This window comes from Paramesorhizobium leguminum, assembly GCF_003217235.1.
Lineage (GTDB): Bacteria > Pseudomonadota > Alphaproteobacteria > Rhizobiales > Rhizobiaceae > Paramesorhizobium > Paramesorhizobium leguminum.
In genome coordinates this window covers 68842-90269 of sequence record NZ_QJTF01000011.1, presented here as the reverse complement: position 1 = coordinate 90269, position 21428 = coordinate 68842, and the positions used below count along the sequence as shown (strand labels likewise).

Below are 21428 nucleotides of genomic sequence, written 5' to 3'. Positions count from 1 at the left end.
TGCAACGTAGATGATTGAGGCCGCGCGTCTATGAAGGCGTGATCTCCCCCCTTGAGGGGGAGATGCCCGGTAGGGCAGAGGGGGGTGGGTTCAGGCACAAGCGCCTCCGGTTAAAAGATCACCCTTCCATCGCTTCCAACTCATCGATAATCCCCTCGATCACCGAAAGCCCCTTTTTCCAGAAGCCGGGATCCGTGGCATCGAGCCCAAACGGCGCCAGCAACTCCTTGTGATGCTTGGTGCCGCCTGCTTTCAGCATCTCGAAATACTTGTCCTGAAAGCCTTTTTCGCTGTTTTGGTAGACCGCGTAGAGCGAGTTCACCAGGCAATCGCCGAAGGCATAGGCGTAGACATAGAACGGCGAGTGAATGAAGTGCGGGATATAGGTCCAGAAGTTCTCGTAGCCGGGGTTTAGCCGGACGGCTGAGCCGAGACTTTCCTTCTGCACGTCGAGCCAGATTTCGCCGATGCGCTCGGCCGTAAGCTCGCCGCCGCGCCGTTCGGTGTGGATGCGCCGCTCGAACTCGTAGAAGGCGATCTGGCGCACGACCGTGTTGATCATGTCCTCGGCCTTCTGCGCCAGCATCGCCTTGCGCTCGCGCTTGTCGCGGGTAGCATCGAGCAGGGAACGGAAGGTCAGCATCTCGCCGAAGACCGAAGCGGTTTCGGCCAGCGTCAGCGGCGTCGAAGCCATCAGCGCGCCCTGGCGACCCGCCAGCACCTGATGGACGCCGTGGCCAAGCTCATGCGCTAGTGTCATCACATCGCGCGGCTTGCCCATGTAGTTGAGCAGCACGTAAGGATGCGCGGAGGGGACGGTCGGATGGGCGAATGCGCCCGGGGCCTTGCCGGGACGGGTCGGTGCGTCGATCCAGTTGCGGTCGAAGAAATCGCCCGCGATATCCGCCATTTCAGGGGCGAAGCCGGCATAGGCTGAAAGCACCGTGTCCTTCGCCTCGCTCCACGGGATCACCGTCTGCGGCGTCTCGGGCAACGGCGCGTTGCGGTCCCAATTCTCGAGGACGGGGAGGCCCAGCCATTTGGCCTTCATCGCATAATAGCGGTGCGACAGGCGCGGATAGGCGTCCCGTACGGATTTCACCAGTGCATCGACCACCTCGGGCTCGACGCGGTTCGCCAGATGGCGGGAATCGGCGATATCGTTAAAGCCGCGCCAGCGGTCGGAGATTTCCTTGTCCTTGGCCAGCGTGTTGGTGATGAGCGTGAAGGTGCGCAAGTTCGCCTTGAAGGTTTCGGCGAGCGCTTGCGAGGCCTTCTTGCGCACCGCGCCGTCGGCATCCTGCAGGAGATTGAGCGTCGGCTCGATGGGCATTTCTTCGCCATCTACGGTGAAGCGCAGCGCGGTCATCGTTTCGTCGAACAGGCGATTCCAGGCGCCATACCCGGTCACGGACTTCTCGTGGAAAAGCTGCTCGATGCGGTCTTCCAGTTGATAGGGCTTGTCCTTGCGCAAATCGGTGAGCCATGGGCGATAATGGCCGATGGCTGGATTGGCGTTCATCGCCGCTTCGATCACGGCGTCGTCGATATGGTTCAGTTCGAGGCCGAAAAAGATCAGATGGGTACTGGCATCCGTCATCTTTCCCTGCACATCGCCATAAAGCTTGGCGTGCTTGGGATCGGACGTATCGCCGGCATAGACGAGGCCGGCATAGGAATAGATGCGGCCCATCAGCTCTTCCAGCGCCTCATAGGCGATGATGGCGTGGGCAAACTCGCCGCCATTGGGCTTCGCGGCTTCCTCCGCGAGCTTGCCTTTCCAGCGCCCCTCAAAGGCGACGGCGTCGCGGGCAGCCTTGGCCATGTCTGCCGCAAGCTCGGGTGAATCGATTGCCGGATAGAGGTCGGCCAGATTCCACTCCGGCAGGATGCCCAAATTTTGCTGTTCAGACCGTGGGCTGTTTGCGCCTTCCCGGGCGGATTGGCGGGCTATTTCGGGGGAGCTATTCATGAGAGGTTCCTTAAATCCATGTTTCATATTATAATTGCTCCCCATATGGTTCTACCCGCGATCAGCGAACGCGATTGCATTTTACTCAAATGCGATCTTTGACTGACGTACTTTTATTTAGATTCCTAAGCCATGTTGATCCAGCTTAGTTTTATCTCAGATGAAAACATATTCCATGGCCGGTCCCATTCTCATCGTTGACGACGATCCAGGCCAGCGCCGCCTGCTGGAAGTAGCTATCATGCGGATGGGCTACAGGACAATTCTGGCGGATGGCGGGCAGGCGGCGCTGTCGCTGTTGCGCAATCGCAAGGAAATCTCGCTCGTCATTCTTGATCTCGTCATGCCCGATATGGATGGTTTTACCATCCTGCGGCGGATGCGCGAGGCGGGGTTGTTCGTTCCCGTCATCGTGGAGACAGGGCAGAGCGGGCTCGACACGGTGACCACGGCGATGCGGCTCGGCGCATCCGATTTCGTGGTCAAGCCGGTTTCGCCGGAGCGTCTGCAAGTGGCGGTCACCAATGCATTGAAGCTTGGGGCGCTGGAGGGCGAGATCAAGCGCATCCGGCATTGGGCGGAAGGGCGTCTGACGTTACGTGATCTGGTGGCGCGCAGCGAGGGGATGGAGCGCGTTATCAGGCTCGCGCAGAAGGCGGCAGCGTCGAACCTTCCAGTTCTCATCGAGGGGGAATCCGGCGCCGGCAAGGAGATGCTGGCGCGGGCGATCCATGGTTCCGGCGAGCGGTGCGGGAAGCCGTTCATCACCGTCAATTGCGGGGCTATCCCCGACGACCAGGTGGAAACTATTCTTTTCGGCAATGAGGAGGGCTCCTTCACCAGCGACAAGGAGAAAGACATCGGCAAATTTGTGGAGGCGGATGGTGGAACATTGTTTCTGGACGCGGTCGGCAATCTGCCACCGGAAATGCAGATAAAGCTTCTGCGCGCCGTGCAGAAAGACGAGGTCAATCCGATTGGGGGGGAACCGGTCAAGACCGACGTTCGGCTTATATCGGCCACCAGCCGCAGCTTGCTTGACCTGGTAAAGGCCGGGCAATTCCGTGAAGATCTGTTTTACAGGCTGCATGTGTTCCCGATTTCCCTGCCAGCCTTGCGTAACAGGCGCGAGGATGTTGTCATGCTGGCGCGCCATTTTCTGACGCGGTTCGCCGCCGAAGAGGGGCGTACGCAAATCAGGGGCATCGCACCTTCCGCGCTTGCGCTGCTCGGAGCGTATGACTGGCCGGGCAATATCAGGCAATTGGAGAACGCGGTGTTCCGCGCCGTGGTGTTGTGCGAAGGCATGGAACTGACGGTGGATGATTTTCCGCAAATTCAGGCTCAGGTTAATGGCCATGCGCGGATAAGCGGTGCGCAGGCGCATCGCTCCGGCCTCGCACATGAGGAGGCCATCGAAAGTCCGCTGATGTCGGATCGGTTCGGGCAATTGCAAGGCATTGACGGACAGGGGCATGCGCGACCGCTTGCCGAAATCGAGGAGGCGATGATTCGCCTCGCCATCACCCATTACGGCGGCCAGATGAGCGAGGTGGCGCGACGGCTCGGAATCGGCCGCTCGACGCTTTATCGCAAGCTGAAGGACTACGGCATCGACGCAGGCGGAGAGGCGGAGACTGATGGCGAAACTTATTGATTAGAAATCAGGAAATTAGCAGATTTGATAGTTTGTTAATAAGCCATTCACCATAACATAAATGACATGCTCTGCTGTGCCTTTTTTGCCATTCTATAAACGTATTCGGTCTTCAATAAATGTCCATTAACCATTATTCCGATAGTCAGCCTTCGGGGACTGCTAGAATGGCAAGGCTACGCAATTGACGGACCATATTTCAGCGCTCAGGGGGATTTTCGCGACGGTGCTTGCGCGCCGTTTGCTTTGGATCGCCTTCCTTTCCGTTTTTCTCATGCCTTCTCTGGCATCAGCGGAGACGCGGACGCTGAAGGTTTACTTCGTCCACACCAAGGAGCGGGCGGAGATCACCTTCAAGAAGAACGGGCGCTATCTGTCGGGTGGGCTGAACCAGCTCAACCGGTTCCTGCGCGACTGGCGCCGCAACGAGCCGACCAAGATGGATCCCCGCCTGTTCGATCTTGTCTGGCAGGTCTACAAGGCCAGCGGCTCTCGCGAATATATTCATGTCGTTTCGGCCTATCGCTCGCCCGCAACCAACTCGCTGTTGCGCTCGCGTTCACGCGGGGTTGCCAAGAAGAGCCAGCACATGCTCGGCAAGGCGATGGATTTCTATATTCCCGACGTGCCGCTCAAGAAATTGCGCGCTCTGGGCATGCGCTATCAGTCCGGCGGTGTCGGCTATTATCCGACTTCGGGCTCGCCCTTCGTGCATATGGATGTCGGCAATGTCCGCAGTTGGCCGCGCATGAGCCGCCGCGAATTGCTGGCGCTCTTCCCGGACGGTAAAACGCTGCATATGCCGACCGACGGCAGGCCATTGCCTGGTTACGAACAGGCACTCGCCGCCTATGAGGCCCGCAAGGCCAATGGCGGTTCGATCATGGTTGCAAGCGCGCCGCGCAAGAGCAAGAGCCTGTTCGGCATGCTCTTCGGCGGAGGGGCGGACGAAGAAGAAGATACAAGCGAATCCGGCGGAGAGATCGCGGTGGCTTCCGCTGCCAGGCCGTCGCGCGCAACGCCGCGGGCTCCGGTCGCCGAGGAAGAAGAGGCGCCCGCGCCGGTTGCTCCGGCCCGCGCCCCTGCGCCGCTCCCCTCGCCAGAACCTCAGCCGCAGCAGACCGTCCTGGCAGCGCTGCCGCCGCGCGACCTTCCCCGTCCGCTCGACGCACCGCGCCCTGCCGCCAGCGTTGCGGATGCGACGCCCGAGGAGCAAGCGGCGCTCGCCTTCGCCGTGCCCGTGCCCGGAAGCAAGCCGCAGACGGCGCTTGCCATGGTCGCTCCGCCGCCGCCAAATACACTCGTGCCGCCCCCTCCGGGCAGCGTCGGCTATGTACCTAGCGCGGCGTTGGCCGCCGAGGCCGAAGCTAGCCAAGTTGCCGCTGCCGCTGAAACAAATCCCTTGTTGAACGGTTTTGTGCCGGTGCCGATGAAAAAGCCAAGGCATGACGATCCGGCGATGATGCTCGCTGCCGCCGTTGTTCCTGCGCCCCGGCCCGAGCCTATGCCAGAGAGCGCTCCCGTCGCCGTCGCCAATGAAACGACCGCCGGTGTGCCGGATACTTCAAAGCGTGATGAGATTGCGCAGATGGTGGCGGCGCATACGGACATGCCTGCATTCCCGCTACCGCAAAGCGCACCGGCGCGACCCCAGCAAATGGCATTTGCCGCGCCGGAACCAAGGCCTGCGAAGCATGAGGCGCTGGAAATGATCGCGGTGCCTGATGAGCCGGACGAACTGGAAGAGGAGGCTGCTCAGCCTGTCGCCTCCGTGACACCCGCGAATCCAGCTTCGACGCGTACAGCGCAGCGTGAGGCGCCCGCTCGCGGGCAAGCGATCAGTGCTGTGAATACGGGCGTACGAACCACGGCGAAAGGCTCCAAGCCGCATTCCGGTCAGGGCAGGGAGCCGGAAGCGATCGTCAAGCCCGCGGGCGTGCCGATGCCGCGCATGGCAACCTCCAGCACGCCGGTTTCGCGGGCTGTGCCGGTCAAGGGCATGGCGCTGCGCAACGATGCCCTTCGCACGGCGCCGACAACGGTCTACACCGCCGGCTTCCAGCCGAGCCTGCCTTCGGACAATGCCAACAGGTTTTCGGGAAAAGCTGTGACATTCCTGTCCATCGCCAAGTTTTCAAAGACGAATTAGGGGCATTGGACACCCTTACCCGGATGCGGGCCTTCATTGATGTGGTGGAAGCGGAGGGGTTTTCCGCGGCGGCGCGCAAGATCGGCCGCTCCAAGGCGCTTCTTTCCAAATATGTGCGCGAGCTGGAGGACGAACTGGGTGTTCTGCTGCTCAATCGCACGACTCGGCAATTTTCCATGACCGAGGCGGGGCACGTCTATTATCAGCGCGCCTCGGAGATCATTCGCGATATCGATAGCCTGAAAGATTCGATGAGCGAGACCAGCGGTGACGCGCGCGGGCGCATCAAGCTTTCCGCTCCACGCACCTTCGCCGATGCACCGATCGGCCAATCTCTCATCGATTTCTGCGCCGAACACCCCGAAATCGTCCTCGATATCCGGCTTGACGACCGATTCGTCGATCTGGTGGAGGAGGGGTTCGACGTGGCGATCCGCATCACCTGGCTTCAGGATTCTTCGCTCATCGCCAGGCGTCTGACCGCGCTTCACCTCATATTGTGCGCCTCGCCCGAACTTATCGCAAAGTTCGGGATGCCTGAAAGGCCGGAAGGCCTGCATGAACGCCCCTGCATCGTCGATACCAACAATCGCTCCCGCGGCAACTGGCATTTCCGCAATACGGACGGCTCGTTGCTCACCGTTCCCGTCAGCGGCCCGATCGAAGTCAACAGCCCGCTGGTGACCATGGCCGCGGCAGTGAAGGGGCTGGGCTTTTGCATTCTTCCGCGCTTCGTAGCCGAAGCGGAACTGGCCAGCGGCAGGCTTGTGACGGGACTGGATGAGTTCACCGTCAAGGACGGCGGCATCTATGCCGTCTATCCCCATCGCAGGCACCTTCCAACCAAGGTACGCATCTTCGTGGATTATCTCGCAAAATGGTTCAAGGAGCGGGAAAATATGGATCGCGAAAATTTGTGAGTATTCGTAACCGGTCCTAGTTTTGCCCGGTTCATCGATTCGTCTGGGTGCGACCAAGAGGGGTGATTCATGCCGCGAGACTGGGGCCTTTTGACCAAACGCCGATCAGGGCAAATGGCCGCGATGGCGTTTGCCGCCGCAGCGGCTTCATTGCCGTCGGCGGCGGATGCCCATCCGCATGTCTTCGCCGAAGCGAGTCTTGAGGTTGCCGTTGCGCCGGACGGAACGGTGGAGAAACTCGCCCATGTCTGGCGCTTCGACGATGTGTTTTCCTCAACCGTGCTGATGGAGTTCGACAAGAACGGCGATCTGAAGCTCGACCAAAGCGAGATGGATGCGCTGAGCAAGACGATCAATGATTCGATCGCCGAGTATAAATATTTCCAGACCGTCCTTTCCGATGGCAAAGAGGTGCCGATGGTGAAGCCGGCGCATCTCGTCGCCGATTTTCCCAATAACCAGCTTCTGATCATTTTCGAATCCAGACCGGAAAAGCCGCTGAAGCTCGATCATAAGGTGAGCTTCGGTGTCTATGATCCAACTTTTTACACTGCTATCGACTATGCCAATGACGCCGACATGCGCATCACCGGCACACCAAAGAACTGCTCGCCCAAGGTCGTGCGCCCCGATCCCGATGAGGCAATCGCCGCCAATCAGGCGACGCTGACCGAAGCTTTCTTCACCGATCCGACCGGCACCGACATGTCGAAGATATTTGCGACCCGGTTGGAAATTACGTGTGACAACGGGTGATTGGATCATGAGGAGGGGCATATTTATCGCAAGCATCGCCACTGGCCTGATGTTCGCCGGCCATGCTCTGGCGCAATCCTCGCTCGGCATCGGCGCCAATGAGGTGGGCATGAAACCCACCGGCCCGTTTGCCCACATCATTCAGTGGCTGGCGACGGAGCAGCGCAACTTTTACCTCGCCATGACCGGCGCCCTCAAGGCGATGCGCGAAGACCCTTGGCAGGCAGCTCTCCTTGTCGGACTTTCGTTCGTCTATGGTGTCTTCCATGCCGCCGGCCCTGGCCATGGCAAGGCCGTTATTTCCTCTTATATGATCGCCAATGAGACGACGCTGAAGCGCGGCATTTTCCTATCCTTCATTTCTTCCATCCTGCAGGCGATCTCCGCAATCCTTGTGGTCGGTCTCGCCTGGCTGGTACTGCGGGGTACAAGCATCTCGATGGATGACACGGCGCGCACTATGGAACTGGCGAGTTACGCGCTCATCATTCTCTTCGGCCTGTGGCTGTTGCGACGCAAGCTGCCGCTACTTTTTACGCGACAAGCGGTGAAGGGCGAGCCGGAATTTGCGACGGCGAATCTTGCTTTCGCGGCGGCGAAGCCCGCGGGTTCAGCTTGGGAGGGATCGGTTTCGCAAGCTGTCCGCACGATGCCGGGCCGTCCTGTCCGGCTCAACTACGATTCTTCGCAAGCCGGGCGCGCAACCTTCGATCATGGCTTTGTCGGAACGGGTGATGCCTGCGACGTCTGCGGCAACATTCACATAGCCGATCCGTCAAAACTTTCCGGCGATTTCGACTGGAAAACGGCGTGGTCCGCCATTTTTGCCGTGGGCCTTCGCCCGTGCTCCGGCGCGCTGATCGTCCTGACTTTCGCGCTTTTGAACGGCCTCGTCGTGGGCGGGATGCTCTCGGTCTTCGCGATGGCGCTAGGCACCTTCATCACCGTCGCGGTGCTCGCAACCCTCGCGGTGACGGCAAAGAACGCCGCGCTCAAGCTTGCGGGCAGTCGCGCCATGTCGCAGAGGCTTCAGGCCATCATTGAAATCGCCGCCGCCCTTTTCATCGTCCTGACCGGCTTATTGCTTTTCACCGCTGCTTTATCGGTTTGACGACTGGTCCCTGCGTTGCTGATAGCGGGCGCGTAGCCAGAATACGCCAAAGAAGGCGAGCACGAACAGCACGGCGAACACACCGGCCCATGCCGGCGATTCAGCGCCGATCCATAGCATGATGCGCGGCATCAGCAACCAGAGAGCACCGAACCCCAGAACGATGATCGCGGCGGCAATCGCCGCGTTACGTGTTTTCGGGTCCTGCACTGCCTTGTCCCTTCGCGCGTGATCGGCGGCTTACGGGCTTGATCGCCCCATCATGATGATGATCCGCATGCCCGGCGGCGCCCGGCTCGGCATCGACTTCCACGGTCGCATGAGCGATTCCATGCGCCGAAGCAAGCCTTTGCTTGACCGCGCGGACGATTCCCATTGCATCCGCCTTCCCGGCAATTTCCACATGCAGCGTCGCCAGATTGGTTTTGCCATCAAGCGACCAGACATGCAGATGGTGGACATTCTCCACGCCGGGCATGGTGTTTTCGAGATCGTTGGCGATATCGTCGGGATTAAGATGACCGGGCGTGCCTTCGAGCAGCAGCCGTCCCGCATCGTGCGTCAGCCGCCAAGCGCTCGCGAAAAGCATGATTGCCACGAACGCTGAAAGGATCGGATCGATCGGATACCAGCCGGTGAGAAGGATTACGGCAGCCGCAACGATCGCCGCGAGCGATCCGAGCAGATCTCCCATCACATGCAGGATAGCGCCGCGCATATTGAGGTTCTCGCGATCACCGCCATGCAGGATGAGATAGGCGGCGATATTGACCGCCAGCCCGGCGACGCCGACCGCGAGCATCGGGCCGCCCAATACGGTGGAGGGCCGCTCGAACCGCTCGAAAGCTTCGTAAACGATCCAGCCGCCCACAACGAATATGGCGAGGCCGTTGGTATAGGCGACCAGCGTTTTCACCCGGGCGAAGCCATAGCTCAAGCCGCTCGTCGCGGGGCGTCCTTCCAGATGGAAGGCATACCAGGCAAGCAGCAGCGCGACGGCATCCGTCAGCATGTGCCCGGCATCGGCGAGAAGCGCCAGCGACCCGGCGAAAATGCCTCCCATAGCCTCCACCACCATGAAGCCCGCCGTCAGAATGGCGGCAGCGAGCACCCGTCGCTTGTCGAGTTTGCCGTAGTCGGCATGATCGTGCCCGTTATCCCTGCCGTGGCTGCGATGATCATGCGGGGGCTTTGCCATTGCCTAGCGCAACTCCTCCAGCCGCTTCTTCTGCTTGCCGTCGGCATCGAAATTATCCGGTGCCAGCCATGCCTCATAAGCCCGGCGAAGCGCCGGCCATTCGGTGTCAAGGATCGAGAACCACGCCGTATCGCGGTTCTTGCCCTTGGCGACCATGTGCTGGCGGAAAATGCCCTCGAACTGGAAGCCGAAGCGCTGCGCCGCCCGTTTCGACGGCTCGTTTTCGTTATGGCACTTCCATTCATAGCGACGATAGCCGAGCTCATCGAATATGTAACGGGCGAAGAGGTAGAATGCTTCCGTGGCAAGGCGCGTTCGCGCGATGAGCGGACCCCAGTAGATATAGCCGATCTCGATGACCCCATTCGCCGGGTCGGGGCGCATGAGAGCCTGATAGCCACCGACGGCGCCGCCCGCCCGGTCGATGAGCGTGAAGAAAAACGGATCTTGGCTAGCTGCCGCTTCCTCCAGCCAACGCTGGTACTCGGATCGGCTCTTGGGAGGATAAAGGTTGCCCAGCCACGTGAAGCGCTGATCCGCATCCGGCACCGAAGAGGCCGCGAAGAGCCCATCGCCATGCCTTGTCGCATCGAGCGGTTCTAGGCGGACATAGGTCCCTTCGAGAGCTTTTCGTTCAGGCAGCGGTCGCGCCGTCCAGTTTTTCAAATCGGTCATAGCTTCCTCCGATCTTCAAGAGATCATCTTGGCCATTTGGTGTAAAGCCGGTGTTGCAGCCACTCGGAAAGAATGACGGCAACGACCGAGATAAAGGCGGAAACGAGGATAAGTTTCAGTGCCGCGCTATCGCCCGATGGCGTTTGCAAGAGCGAATAGATGGCGAGCGAGAGCGTCTGCGTCTCGCCCGGAATATTGGAGACGAAGGTGATCGTCGCGCCGAACTCGCCCAGCGCCTTGGCGAAGCCCAGCACGATACCGGCGATGATGCCGGGCATGAGTTGAGGCAAAGTCACTCTCAGGAATGCCGCAACGCGGCTGGCGCCGAGGGTCCACGCCACTTCTTCATGATCGCGGTCGAGATGTTCGATCGAAAGGCGTATCGGGCGGACTAGAAGCGGAAAGGCCATGATACCGGCGGCAAGCGCCGCGCCCGTCCAGCGAAAGGCGAAGCTGACGCCCAGCCATTCGTGGAGCGGACCTCCGAGCGGACCGCGCGCGCCGAACCAGAGGAGAAGCAGATAGCCCGTAACCACCGGCGGCAGCACCAGCGGCATGGTAACGACGGCCTGCAACAGGCTCTTGCCGGGAAAGGAGTGCCGCGCCAGCATCCAGGCGATGGCAAAAGCTGGCGGCAGGGCGAAAACGACCGCGACGAGCGCGACCTTGAGCGACAAAAGGATGATAGTCCAGTCGGCCGGGGTCAGCATGAGCGAGACTGATGGAATCGCCAGATACCCCCCTCTGTCCTGCCGGACATCTCCCCCTCAAGGGGGGAGATTACGCTTTCATCGATGTCCGGCACCAATCGCAAACACTGCAGAATGGGCGCAGAGGCCCGTGTCAGCCAATCTCCCCCCTTGAGGGGGAGATGTCCGGCAGGACAGAGGGGGGTACTACTGTCCCGCCAGCGTTTGAAAACCATCACTTGGCCATTTCCGCCGCCGCCACAAACCCCTTGGCCTTCATGATCGTCTGCCCCTTGTCGCTCGATAAAAACTCGAGAAAGGCTCGTCCCTCAGCCGTCCCGTCGCTCACCAGTGCCGCTGGATAAACAATCGCGTTGTGGCTGGATGCAGGAAAGCGATAGGCCTCAGCCAGGTCCGGCGCGGCGGCGAGATCTGAGGCATAAACGATTGCCGCATTCACCTCGCCGCGATTGACATATTGCAACGCCACTCGAACGTTTTCCGTAAAGACCGCATTTTTTTCGACATTTTCCCAAACGCCAAGTTTTTCCAGCGCCGCCTTGCCATATTTCCCCGCCGGCACGTTGGAAGGATCGCCCATGGCGAATCGCCCGGCCTCGAGAAGGCCCAGCCCGCTGCCCCCATTGCCCGCAGCCGCGGCGATGACGAGCGCATTACCGGCGATGATCCGGCGCGACGGCGCGGATATCAGCTTGCGCTGTTGCAGATAGTCCATCCAGTCATTGTCGGCGGAAATGAAGATGGATGCGGGCGCGCCCGCCTCGATCTGCTTGGCGAGCACCGAAGAGGCGGCGAATGAAACAGTTATCTCTACGCCGTTTTTGGCCTTGAACTGCCTGGCTGCTTCCTCGACCACATCCTTCATGCTGGCGGCGGCGAAGACAAGCACCTTTTCCGCCGCCTGTGCACCCACGCTCATGCCGAGACTGAATGCGAATAACAGAGGGAGCAGGCGCCTTTTCATTTGGCTCAATGCCCGATGTGCCGCCCCTGGCCGCGCTGTTGGGCGAGCAGCACCTGCCGCTGGCGCTCCGCATAGCGTGCCCGGTCCTCATCGGTCCGTTCATCATAGCAATGCGAGCACGAGATGCCTTCCTGATAAAACTGCGACAGCCGCTCCTCACGCGTGATCGGCTGGCGGCAGGCGCGGCAAAGTTCCGTCTCGCCTTCCTTCAAGCCGTGACCGACCGAAACCCGCTCATCGAAGACAAAGCACTCGCCGTCCCAGCGGCTATCCTCCGGCGGCACGTCCTCCAGATATTTGAGAATGCCGCCTTTCAGGTGATAAACCTCGTCGAAACCCAAACCCTTGACGTAAGCTGTAGCCTTTTCACAACGAATGCCGCCGGTGCAGAACATGGCGATCTTCTTGCCTTCCAGCTTTTCGCGATTCTGCTGGACCCATTCCGGAAACTCGCGGAACGTCTTTGTATGTGGATCGACCGCGCCGCGAAACGTGCCGATCGCCACTTCGTAATCGTTGCGCGTATCGATCACCACCGTATCCGGGTTGGCGATGAGGCTGTTCCACTCCGCAGGCGCAACATAGGTGCCGGCGCTTTCCAGGGGATCGATCTCAGGCACGCCCATGGTGACGATCTCCTGCTTGATCCTCACTTTCATCCGGTGAAACGGCATCGCGCCGGCGTAGGAATATTTGAGTTCCAATCCCGCCAGTTCCGGCTCCGCTTCAATCCGCGCGATCAGCTTGGCGATCGCCTCGGCGCTACCCGCCACCGTCCCGTTTATGCCTTCGGCTGCAAGAAGCAGCGTTCCCTTGATGCCATGACTGCAGCAGAGCTGCGCCAGCGGCTCGCGCAGCGTCACATACTGCGGAAGGCGCGCGAAACGGTAAAGAGCGGCGACGGTAAAAGAGGGATTGGTCATGGCTGATCGAACTAATCCCAATAGGGAAAAATTGCAAGATTTGTCCAACAGATGCGTGTCCGGGCGACAATTATTTTGATGATGCTTTTTGTGGAATTTTGGGGGACGCGATGTTTAAGAGAGTGACTATCGAAGAAATCATGATCGCAGCCGCGCAAGCGGGTGTCGAGCCCGCCGCGCTTCTGGCGGTGGCGGAGGTGGAAAGCGGAGGACGCGCCACGGCGCGGATTGAAAGCAGGGATGAACCGTTGATTCGCTTCGAAGGCCATTATTTTAATCTGCGCCTCAGGGGCAAGAAGCTTGCGGAAGCCCGGCGGCAAGGGTTAGCCGCGGCAAAGGCCGGCGCCGTCAAAAATCCGGTGACGCAAGCCGCGCGCTGGCGATTGCTTGCGCGAGCCATTGAAATCGACCGCGATGCGGCGCTCGGATCGGTCTCCTGGGGCCTCGGTCAGGTGATGGGCGCGCACTGGGAATGGCTTGGCTTTGAAAGCGTCGAGGCGCTCGTCACCGAGGCGCGCGGCTCTGTCGCGGGGCAGGTCCGCCTGATGCTGCGCTTCATCGAGAAATCCGGCCTGGTGGAGCCGCTTAATGCGCATGACTGGGATACATTCGCCTACCGCTATAATGGCCCGCTCTATCGCAAATACGCTTATGACAGGAAAATGGCCGCGGCCTGGGAGAAATGGCGTGACCGGCTTTTGCCTGGACAGGGTCCCCGCAGCGCAATTGCTCATCGCCTGATAGACAAAACGCGGGCGCCACTCTAAATCCGTCCATACGCACAAAATTGGAGATATGCCCCATGGCCCAGAAAACCGACCTCCTGCTTCCGATCATGAAGGGCCAGCCGGTCATTCCGGTTCTGCTTATCGACAAGGTGACGGACGCGGTGCCGCTGGCTCGCGCACTGGCGGCGGGTGGCCTGCCGGCAATCGAAATCACGCTACGCACCGCCGCCGCGCTCGACGCTATCCGCGCGGTGGCGAGTGATGTGCCGGAGGCGATCGTCGGCGCCGGGACCATTCTCAATGCGCGGCAGTATGAAGAGGCGGCAAAAGCCGGCTCGCGCTTCATCGTCAGCCCCGGCGCGACAAAGCAAATCCGCGATGCGGCGGAGAACAGCGATGTGCCGCTTCTGCCGGGTAGCGTCACGCCCAGCGAGATCATGGCTGCGCGTGAAGACGGCTACAAGCTTCTCAAATTCTTCCCCGCCGAGCAGGCCGGCGGCGCCGCGTTTCTCAAGGCACTTTCCTCGCCGCTCGCCGGAACTGTTTTCTGCCCCACCGGGGGTATCAGCCTCGCCAATGCGAAGACCTATCTGTCGCTGCCCAATGTCGTTTGCATCGGCGGATCGTGGGTCGCGCCGAAGGAACTGGTCGAGGCCGGCGAATGGGAAAAGATCACCGCGCTAGCAAGAGAAGCGGCTGGGCTGGCTGGTTAAGCTTTTTCGACCGCTATTTACGGGAGGGCGGCCCGAAAAAATATTTCGATGCAGGGCCGATTTGTCATTGAATGGACACAAGTTTCACCTTATATCGCGCTTGCCCAAAGTCGCACGTGCCTGTGGGTGTCCGCTGTCTCCTCGAATGGTGAGGATAGACGGTAAGGTACCTGGAGCTAAACCCTCCAGTCCGGTCTGACGGCCAACCGCCGGATCGAGGACACCTTGAAGCAACGACGGTGCGGGCCTTTCTGGTGTCTTTCGGCTGTCCAAATGCCGAAATTACTGAAGAGGCACACCTTCATTGCCGGCAGTGCGGATGCGGTTCTCCCAATTCCAAGCCAAGGCAGACAAAGCGGAACAACGCGCGTTTCAGCGTTGCTCCATCGCCGTATGAGCGTTCGCGCGTTTCCAGCATCTCCAAAGGCTGGCTATGCAGCGGGCTGCGTCATGCACTTTGTCCCTATGCGGCACTATCCCGGCGGGCAGCCGGCAAGCCGCAGCCTTTCGCGAAGGCGGCCTTGGCCGCCGGACTGGAGAACGTCATGGCAACGCAGCGCATTATCGATTTCCTCAATACCCGCCGTCCGAACGGTCCCTGCCTCGTGGTGGACCTCGATGTCGTGCGCGAAAATTTTGCCGCCTTCGAAAAGGCGCTGCCGGATTCGCGCATCTTCTACGCGGTGAAGGCCAATCCCGCGCCGGAGATCCTGCGTCTCCTGGCCTCGCTCGGCTCGTCCTTCGATACCGCCTCGGTCACCGAGATCGAGATGGCGCTGGATGCCGGTGCTCCGGCTGATCGCATCTCCTATGGCAACACCATCAAGAAGGAGCGCGACGTTGCGCGCGCCTTCGAGCTTGGTATCCGTCTCTTCGCCGTCGATAGCGTCGAGGAAGTGGAGAAGGTTGCCCGCGCCGCGCCCGGCGCCCGCGTGTTCTGCCGCGTGCTGACCGACGGGGCAGGGGCCGAATGGCCGCTGTCGCGCAAGTTCGGCTGCGTGCCCGCCATGGCCGTGGACGTGCTGCGCCGGGCCAAAACGCTGGGCCTCAACGCCTATGGCGTATCCTTCCATGTCGGCTCGCAGCAGACGGACCTTTCCGCATGGGATCGCGCGCTCGGCGATGCCAAGGGCGTCTTCGCGGCGCTGGCTGAAGAAGGCATCATGCTGAAGATGGTCAATATGGGCGGCGGTTTCCCGACGCGCTATCTGAAGGATGTGCCGGCGGCGAAGGCCTATGGCCAGGCCATCTTCGACGCGCTGCGCAAGCATTTCGGCAACCGCATCCCGGAGACGATCATCGAGCCGGGCCGCGGCATGGTCGGCAATGCCGGCGTGATCAAGACGGAAGTGGTGCTGATCTCGAAGAAGGCGGACAACGACAATGTGCGCTGGGTCTATCTCGACATCGGCAAGTTCGGCGGCCTCGCCGAAACCATGGACGAGGCGATCCGCTACCAGATCGTCACGCCGCACGATGGTGAGCGCACCGAGCCTTGCGTTCTTGCCGGGCCGACCTGCGACTCCGCCGATGTGATGTATGAGAAGACGCCTTATCCGCTGCCCGTTTCGCTGACCATCGGCGACGAGCTGCTGATCGAGGGAACCGGCGCTTACACCACCACCTACGCGTCGGTCGCGTTCAACGGCTTCGAGCCGCTCCGATCTTATGTGATCTGAGCTATCCGCTCCTTCACCCTCGTGGTTCGAGGCTCGCTACGCTCGCACCTCACCATGAGGGTGAAGGAGCGGGCGGGCCTCAGTAGCCCTCATCCTGAGGTGCGGAGCGAAGCGGAGCCTCGAAGGACGAGGGCGCTTGGCGATATCCATCAAACATGATCCGTATCATCCAATCGAAGATTGGTTCACGACAATGAACGCGACAGTTTCTGAGATCCAGGAAAGCTGGAACCGGACCTTCACCATTCTCCACGAGGCGGCGCACGACGCTCCCGCGCGCGAGGCGTTGCTCGACCGCGCCATGGGCGAGGGGCGTCATCGCAAATCGTCGGAGAAGCTGCGGCGCGGGCGGGTTCCGTCCGCCGGGCTTGCCTTCGTGGCGCGCAGCGAAGATGGCACGCTCATCGGCACGGTGCGGCTGTGGGATATCCGCGCGGGACGTGGCGCATCGGGCGCCGGCGTTCCGGCGCTGCTGCTCGGGCCGCTGGCGGTCGATGCATCCGCCGAAGGGCAGGGAATCGGCTCTGCGCTGATGCGTCACGCCATCGCGGAGGCCGCGCGGCTTGGGGCCGGCGCGATTTTGCTGGTTGGCGATCCTGAGTATTATGCGCGTTTCGGGTTTTCCGGCGACAAGGTCGCGGCGCTTGCCATGCCGGGGCCGGTGGAACGGCGGCGGTTTCTGGCGCTGGAGCTGAAAAGCGGTCACCTTGATGGGGTGCGGGGGATTCTGGCTGCGTCGGGGCGGCGTGTGACGAGTGAACGGCAGGCGCTGCGGATGACGGCATAGTGCCGGCAACGCTGGTGCGGTGATACCCCCCTCTGCCCTCCCGGGCATCTCCCCCTCAAGGGGGGAGATTGGCTGGCATTACTCACGGCTCATACTCTTCTACGTCTGCGATTGGCACCGAACATTGATGAAGGCATAATCTCCCCCCTTGAGGGGGAGATGGCTGGCAAGCCAGAGGGGGGTATCACCGCGCCAGCGTTGCCGGCGATGGCTCAAACCCTCCCCTCCATCGACGCCTCCAGCAACTCCAGCACATTCTCCTTCGTCAGCTTCACCGGATTGCCACCAGCCGTCGGATCGGCCACAGCCATGTCGGCGATCAGGGCCTTCCGCTCATCGTCCATTTCCAGGCCCTCAATAAATTCCGACAGCGTGTGCGGGACGTTCAGTTCCCGGCGCAAGTCCAGAACGGCGCCCGCAAAGCCATCAAATCCGCCCTCGATGCCCAGATAGCGCGACAGGCGGGCGATGCGCTCCTCGATAATTTCGCGGTTGAAGGCTAGCACATAGGGCATGAACACCGCATTGGTCATGCCGTGATGCGTGTCGTAAAGCGCGCCGATGGGGTGCGACAGCGAGTGAATCGCGCCGAGCCCTTTCTGGAACGCGGCGGCGCCCATGGCGGCGGCGCTCATCATGTTCGCGCGGGCCGTCAGGTCGCTCCCGTTTTCATAGGCTTTGGGCAGGTTTTCGAAGACGAGGCGGATACCCTCCACCGCGATGCCGTCGGCCATGGGATGGTAGCCCGGCGCGCAATAGGCCTCCAGGCAATGGGCGAGGGCGTCCATGCCGGTTCCAGCGGTGATGAAGGGCGGCATCCCCATGGAGAGTTCGGGATCGGCGATCACCGTGACCGGCAGCATCTTCGGATGGAAGATGACCTTCTTCGTATGCGTCGCCTCGTTGGTGATGACGCCCGCGCGGCCCACTTCCGATCCGGTGCCCGCCGTTGTCGGCACAGCGATGATCGGCGCGATGGCGCTGGCGCCCGCCCGCGTCCACCAATCATCGACATCCTCGAAATCCCAGACCGGGCGGGTCTGTCCGCTCATGAAAGCGATGAGCTTGCCCAGATCCAGCGCCGATCCGCCGCCAAAGGCGATGACGCCGTCATGGCCGCCTTTGCGGAAGACTTCTACTCCGGCATCGAGATTGGATTCCACCGGATTGGGCTTCACGTCGGAGAATACGCCGTAGGAAAGGCCGGCATCGTCGAGAATTTTGAGCGCTCCGGCGACAATCGGCAGCCGGGCAAGGCCGGGATCGGTGACGAACAGCGGGTTGGCGATGCCCGCGCTGGCGAGCACATGGGGCAATTCCTGGATGCGCCCTTCGCCGAAAAGCACTGTTGTGGGATAGTTCCATTTGGAGAAGAATTGGGTCATGCCGGGTGTGTCTTTCAGATCGTTTCACGCAGATGATAGGATTTTGGCCGCGTTAAATTGGCGAACCCGATGGCCGACAGGGCGGCGCCCTTGCCGGTATCCTTGACGCCGGTCCAGACCAGCGCGGGGTCGAGATAGTCGCAGCGATTCATGAACACCGTGCCGGTCTCTATACGGTCGCCAAGCGCGGCGGCATGGTCGGTATCGGCGGTCCATAGCGAGGCGGTGAGGCCGTAGGGGCTGTCGTTCATCAGCGCCAGCGCTTCCTCGTCGTTGCGAACCTTCATGATGCCGACGATGGGGCCGAAGCTTTCCTCGCGCATGACGCTCATCTGGTGATCGACATTGGTCAGCACTTCCGGCGCCAGATAGGGCGAGCCGGGCCTGTCCTCCGCCAATTCCATGCCGATATGGGCCTTGGCGCCCTTGCGCAGCGCTTCCGCCTTCTGCTCGCGGATCAGGTCGGCGAAGCGGCTCTGCGCCATGGGACCCATGGTGGTGGCCTGATCGAGCGGGTTGCCGACGATATATTGCTTCGTCAGGTCGATGAAGCCATCGACGAATTTGTCATAGACATTTTCATGCACATAGATGCGCTCGATGCCGCAGCAGCATTGGCCGGTGTTGAAGAATGCGCCGTCGACGAGATTGGCGATGGCGTGGTCGAGGTTGACGTCGGGCAGCACATAGGCGGGGTCCTTGCCGCCAAGTTCCAGCCCCAGCGTCATGAAGGTGCCCGCCGCGGCTTTTTCGATGGCCTTGCCGCCGCCGACCGAGCCGGTGAAATTCACATGGTCGATACGGCCGGAGGCGAGCAGTTTCTCCGTCTGGGCGTGGCTGAGCACGATGTTCTGGAATACGCCCTTCGGCAGGCCCGCCTTGTCGAAGGCCTGCTGGAAGCGCTCGCCCGCCAAAAGCGTCTGGGCGGCATGTTTCAACAGCACCGTATTGCCGGCGATCAATGCGGGCATGATGGTATTGACGGCGGTGAGATAAGGATAGTTCCACGGTGCGATGACCATGACGATGCCGAGCGGCACGTGCCTGACATAGCGGCGGAAGCCGGGCCTGTCATTGGCGACGACGGATTTGAGCGCCTCTTCGGCGATATCGACCATATAGCGCGTGCGCTCCGCGACGCCGCCCATCTCTCCGCCATAGCGCACCGGGCGGCCCATCTGCCAGGCAAGTTCCGGCACGATCTCGTCATTCATGGCGAGAAGCGCTTCGAGGGCGGCGAGGCAATAGCGGCCGCGCTCGGCAATCGGCGTTTCGGCCCACTGGACTTGCGCGGCGCGCGCGGTTTCGATTGCAGCGTCGAGGGCCTTGTCGCTGGCGACCGGGCGTTCCGCATAGATGGAACCATCGATGGGTGAGACGATCTTCACCGTTTCGGTCATTTTGTTTTTTCCTTTTAGGGTATTTTGTTTTTATTTAGATTGAACGCTGGTGGGGCACTTCACCCCCCTCTGCCCTGCCGGGCATCTCCCCCTCAAGGGGGGAGATTAGCTGACATTCCTCTCAGCATTCCTTCTGCAACATCTGCGATTGGTGCAAACATCCATGAAGGCCAATCTCCCCACCTGAGGGGGAGATGCCCGGCAGGGCAGAGGGGGGTATGTCTCGCGCTTCCTTCAAAGCCTCATTACTCAATACCGCTCAAACCCCCGATGCAGTTCCCAATCTGTCACCCGGCGGTCGTATTCAAACTGTTCCCAGCGGGCGGTGTGGACATAGTGTTCGATCACCTCTTCGCCCAAGGCCGATTTCAGCAACTTCGATCCTGCGAACATATCGGTTGCTTCGCGCAGCGTCTTGGGAATTTCGAGAAGCTCCGCTCCATAGGCGTCGCCTTCGAAGGGCTTCTCCAGTTCGAGCTTCTCATCGATACCGGCAAGCCCGGCGGCAATAAGGCCGGCGAAGGCGAGGTAGGGGTTCAGGTCCGCGCCGCCTATGCGGCATTCGATGCGGATCGCCTTCGAGTTCTCGCCGCAAAGGCGGAAGCCTGCCGTCCGGTTGTCCCGGCTCCAGACGATCTTGGTTGGCGCGAAGGTGCCGGCCTGGAAGCGCTTGTAGGAGTTGATGTAGGGCGCGAGCAGCAGGGTGATGTCGCCAGCATATTTCAACTGTCCCGCCACCCAGGAGCGCATGAGGGCCGACATGCCGTATTCGGCTTCTGGATCATGGAAGAGCGACGTCTTGCCATCGGCGCTCCATAGCGAATTGTGGACGTGGCTGGAGCTTCCGGCGTGCGAATAATCATATTTCGCCATGAAGGTGATGGCCTTGCCCATCTGCGTGGCGATCTCCTTGCAGCCATTCTTCATCACCACATGGCGGTCGGCCATCTCGAGCGCCTCTGCATAGCGGACGTTGATCTCCTCCTGGCCCGGTCCCCATTCCCCCTTGGAGTTTTCGACCGGAATCCCGGCGCCGAAAAGACCGTTGCGGATGGCGCGCATGACCGCGTCTTCCTTGCTCGTCATCTGGATCACGTAATCCTGGATGTAGGGCGAGGCGGTCGCCATGTTCTTCCAATGCTTGGCGCGGGCGCTCTCATAGGTCTCGTCGAAGAGATAGAATTCGAGCTCGGAGGCGAAATAGGCGAGGTAGCCGCGCTCCTTCAGCCGCGCCAGCTGGCGCTTCAAGATGCCGCGCGGCGAATGCGGCAGGTCCTCATGGTGGTGATGATCGAGAACATCCGACAGCACCAGCGCAGTCTTTTCGAGCCATGGAATGCGGCGGATGGTGGAAAGATCCGGCTTGATGACGAAATCGCCATAGCCTTTCTTCCAGCTTGCCGCCTTGTAGCCGGGCACCGGTTCCATATCGATATCGTTGGCGAGCAGATAATCGCAGCCATGGGTTTCATCATGGGCGGATTCGACGAAATAGCTGCCATGGAACCGCTTGCCGATCAGCCGGCCCTGCATGTCGACGAAGCAGGCGAGAACGGTATCGATGGCGCCGTCGGCGATTTGTTGTTTGAGATCAGTGAAGGTGAGATTTCCAGACATGATTGGCTCCGCCGGATGGGAATGTTTAGGGCCGTGTCTCCCTCCCCCTTGCGGGGAGGGTGGCCCGTAGGGACGGGTGGGGGT

At 60.9% G+C, this 21428-nt stretch carries 19 protein-coding genes; 9 read left to right on the top strand and 10 right to left on the bottom strand.

The features are described 5' to 3' along the window. Positions 1-118: 118 nt before the first annotated feature. Positions 119-1972: a M3 family oligoendopeptidase gene (locus tag C7477_RS10890; protein ID WP_110751974.1), complete on the bottom strand. Its 1854-nt coding sequence runs from the start codon at positions 1970-1972 to the stop codon at positions 119-121. A gap of 175 nt (positions 1973-2147) precedes the next feature. On the opposite strand from C7477_RS10890, the gene C7477_RS10885 reads away from it, so the two are divergent. From C7477_RS10885 to C7477_RS10865, 5 genes are all read left to right on the top strand, one after another. Next, positions 2148-3629: a sigma-54-dependent transcriptional regulator gene (locus C7477_RS10885; protein WP_110751972.1), complete on the top strand. Its 1482-nt coding sequence runs from the start codon at positions 2148-2150 to the stop codon at positions 3627-3629. Between the two features lie 274 nt (positions 3630-3903). After that, entirely contained in the window at positions 3904-5778 is a 1875-nt protein-coding gene (locus C7477_RS10880) for a peptidoglycan L,D-endopeptidase MepK (RefSeq protein ID WP_110752033.1), read from the top strand. A 5-nt stretch (positions 5779-5783) separates the two neighbouring features. Then, positions 5784-6698 carry a LysR family transcriptional regulator gene (locus C7477_RS10875; protein WP_110751970.1) on the top strand — a complete coding sequence of 305 codons (915 nt, stop codon included), beginning with the start codon at positions 5784-5786 and terminating at the stop codon, positions 6696-6698. Between the two features lie 69 nt (positions 6699-6767). Next, positions 6768-7454 carry a DUF1007 family protein gene (locus tag C7477_RS10870; RefSeq protein WP_425373556.1) on the top strand — a complete coding sequence of 229 codons (687 nt, stop codon included), beginning with the start codon at positions 6768-6770 and terminating at the stop codon, positions 7452-7454. A 7-nt stretch (positions 7455-7461) separates the two neighbouring features. Continuing rightward, positions 7462-8565, top strand: a complete 1104-nt coding sequence (locus C7477_RS10865; protein ID WP_110751966.1) for a nickel/cobalt transporter — start codon at positions 7462-7464, stop codon at positions 8563-8565. Here C7477_RS10865 and C7477_RS10860 read toward each other — a convergent pair. The 6 genes from C7477_RS10860 to trhO all read right to left on the bottom strand — a co-directional run bounded on the left by C7477_RS10860 (position 8554) and on the right by trhO (position 13035). After that, positions 8554-8775 carry a hypothetical protein gene (locus C7477_RS10860; RefSeq protein ID WP_110751964.1) on the bottom strand — a complete coding sequence of 74 codons (222 nt, stop codon included), beginning with the start codon at positions 8773-8775 and terminating at the stop codon, positions 8554-8556. The two genes, C7477_RS10865 and C7477_RS10860, sit on opposite strands and share 12 nt — an antisense overlap. Then, complete coding sequence (locus C7477_RS10855; RefSeq protein ID WP_110751962.1) at positions 8753-9763, bottom strand: cation diffusion facilitator family transporter; 1011 nt, start codon at positions 9761-9763, stop codon at positions 8753-8755. Before C7477_RS10855 ends, C7477_RS10860 begins: the two co-directional genes overlap by 23 nt. Before the next feature lie 3 nt (positions 9764-9766). Continuing rightward, positions 9767-10438: a GNAT family N-acetyltransferase gene (locus C7477_RS10850; protein ID WP_110751960.1), complete on the bottom strand. Its 672-nt coding sequence runs from the start codon at positions 10436-10438 to the stop codon at positions 9767-9769. 23 nt (positions 10439-10461) lie between these two features. Beyond that, positions 10462-11148 carry a molybdate ABC transporter permease subunit gene (gene modB / locus C7477_RS10845; protein WP_110751958.1) on the bottom strand — a complete coding sequence of 229 codons (687 nt, stop codon included), beginning with the start codon at positions 11146-11148 and terminating at the stop codon, positions 10462-10464. Positions 11149-11362: 214 nt separating this feature from the next. Then, complete coding sequence (modA, locus tag C7477_RS10835) at positions 11363-12112, bottom strand: molybdate ABC transporter substrate-binding protein (protein WP_110751956.1); 750 nt, start codon at positions 12110-12112, stop codon at positions 11363-11365. A 5-nt stretch (positions 12113-12117) separates the two neighbouring features. Further along, positions 12118-13035: an oxygen-dependent tRNA uridine(34) hydroxylase TrhO gene (gene trhO / locus C7477_RS10830; RefSeq protein ID WP_110751954.1), complete on the bottom strand. Its 918-nt coding sequence runs from the start codon at positions 13033-13035 to the stop codon at positions 12118-12120. Between the two features lie 110 nt (positions 13036-13145). Between trhO and C7477_RS10825 the strand changes: the two genes are divergently transcribed. The 4 genes from C7477_RS10825 to C7477_RS10810 all read left to right on the top strand — a co-directional run bounded on the left by C7477_RS10825 (position 13146) and on the right by C7477_RS10810 (position 16942). Continuing rightward, positions 13146-13802, top strand: coding sequence for an N-acetylmuramidase family protein (locus C7477_RS10825; protein ID WP_110751952.1), 657 nt, complete (start codon positions 13146-13148; stop codon positions 13800-13802). A gap of 35 nt (positions 13803-13837) precedes the next feature. Continuing rightward, complete coding sequence (locus tag C7477_RS10820; protein WP_110751950.1) at positions 13838-14476, top strand: 2-dehydro-3-deoxy-phosphogluconate aldolase; 639 nt, start codon at positions 13838-13840, stop codon at positions 14474-14476. A 545-nt stretch (positions 14477-15021) separates the two neighbouring features. Further along, positions 15022-16155 carry an ornithine/lysine decarboxylase gene (odc2, locus tag C7477_RS10815; protein WP_110751948.1) on the top strand — a complete coding sequence of 378 codons (1134 nt, stop codon included), beginning with the start codon at positions 15022-15024 and terminating at the stop codon, positions 16153-16155. A gap of 193 nt (positions 16156-16348) precedes the next feature. Beyond that, positions 16349-16942, top strand: a complete 594-nt coding sequence (locus C7477_RS10810; RefSeq protein WP_110752031.1) for a GNAT family N-acetyltransferase — start codon at positions 16349-16351, stop codon at positions 16940-16942. Between the two features lie 212 nt (positions 16943-17154). Here the strand turns inward: C7477_RS10810 and C7477_RS10800 are convergent, their stop codons facing one another. The 3 genes from C7477_RS10800 to C7477_RS10785 all read right to left on the bottom strand — a co-directional run bounded on the left by C7477_RS10800 (position 17155) and on the right by C7477_RS10785 (position 21344). Beyond that, positions 17155-18327: an iron-containing alcohol dehydrogenase gene (locus C7477_RS10800; protein ID WP_110751946.1), complete on the bottom strand. Its 1173-nt coding sequence runs from the start codon at positions 18325-18327 to the stop codon at positions 17155-17157. A 14-nt stretch (positions 18328-18341) separates the two neighbouring features. Then, positions 18342-19727 (bottom strand): aldehyde dehydrogenase family protein, encoded by a 1386-nt coding sequence (locus C7477_RS10795; RefSeq protein WP_110751944.1) that lies wholly within the window; start codon positions 19725-19727, stop codon positions 18342-18344. A 249-nt stretch (positions 19728-19976) separates the two neighbouring features. After that, positions 19977-21344 carry a glutamine synthetase family protein gene (locus C7477_RS10785; RefSeq protein WP_110751942.1) on the bottom strand — a complete coding sequence of 456 codons (1368 nt, stop codon included), beginning with the start codon at positions 21342-21344 and terminating at the stop codon, positions 19977-19979. Between the last annotated feature and the right edge of the window lie 84 nt (positions 21345-21428).

Coding starts and splice junctions, on each gene's coding strand:
- C7477_RS10810 (WP_110752031.1), top strand. CDS start 16,349: ATGAACGCGACAGTTTCTGAGATCCAGGAAAGCTGGAACCGGACCTTC.
- C7477_RS10880 (WP_110752033.1), top strand. CDS start 3,904: ATGCCTTCTCTGGCATCAGCGGAGACGCGGACGCTGAAGGTTTACTTC.
- C7477_RS10785 (WP_110751942.1), bottom strand. CDS start 21,344: ATGTCTGGAAATCTCACCTTCACTGATCTCAAACAACAAATCGCCGAC.
- C7477_RS10890 (WP_110751974.1), bottom strand. CDS start 1,972: ATGAATAGCTCCCCCGAAATAGCCCGCCAATCCGCCCGGGAAGGCGCA.
- C7477_RS10800 (WP_110751946.1), bottom strand. CDS start 18,327: ATGACCCAATTCTTCTCCAAATGGAACTATCCCACAACAGTGCTTTTC.
- modB (WP_110751958.1), bottom strand. CDS start 11,148: ATGCTGACCCCGGCCGACTGGACTATCATCCTTTTGTCGCTCAAGGTC.
- C7477_RS10870 (WP_425373556.1), top strand. CDS start 6,768: ATGCCGCGAGACTGGGGCCTTTTGACCAAACGCCGATCAGGGCAAATG.
- C7477_RS10885 (WP_110751972.1), top strand. CDS start 2,148: ATGGCCGGTCCCATTCTCATCGTTGACGACGATCCAGGCCAGCGCCGC.
- C7477_RS10795 (WP_110751944.1), bottom strand. CDS start 19,727: ATGACCGAAACGGTGAAGATCGTCTCACCCATCGATGGTTCCATCTAT.
- odc2 (WP_110751948.1), top strand. CDS start 15,022: ATGGCAACGCAGCGCATTATCGATTTCCTCAATACCCGCCGTCCGAAC.
- C7477_RS10865 (WP_110751966.1), top strand. CDS start 7,462: ATGAGGAGGGGCATATTTATCGCAAGCATCGCCACTGGCCTGATGTTC.
- C7477_RS10850 (WP_110751960.1), bottom strand. CDS start 10,438: ATGACCGATTTGAAAAACTGGACGGCGCGACCGCTGCCTGAACGAAAA.
- C7477_RS10820 (WP_110751950.1), top strand. CDS start 13,838: ATGGCCCAGAAAACCGACCTCCTGCTTCCGATCATGAAGGGCCAGCCG.
- modA (WP_110751956.1), bottom strand. CDS start 12,112: ATGAAAAGGCGCCTGCTCCCTCTGTTATTCGCATTCAGTCTCGGCATG.
- trhO (WP_110751954.1), bottom strand. CDS start 13,035: ATGACCAATCCCTCTTTTACCGTCGCCGCTCTTTACCGTTTCGCGCGC.
- C7477_RS10855 (WP_110751962.1), bottom strand. CDS start 9,763: ATGGCAAAGCCCCCGCATGATCATCGCAGCCACGGCAGGGATAACGGG.
- C7477_RS10825 (WP_110751952.1), top strand. CDS start 13,146: ATGTTTAAGAGAGTGACTATCGAAGAAATCATGATCGCAGCCGCGCAA.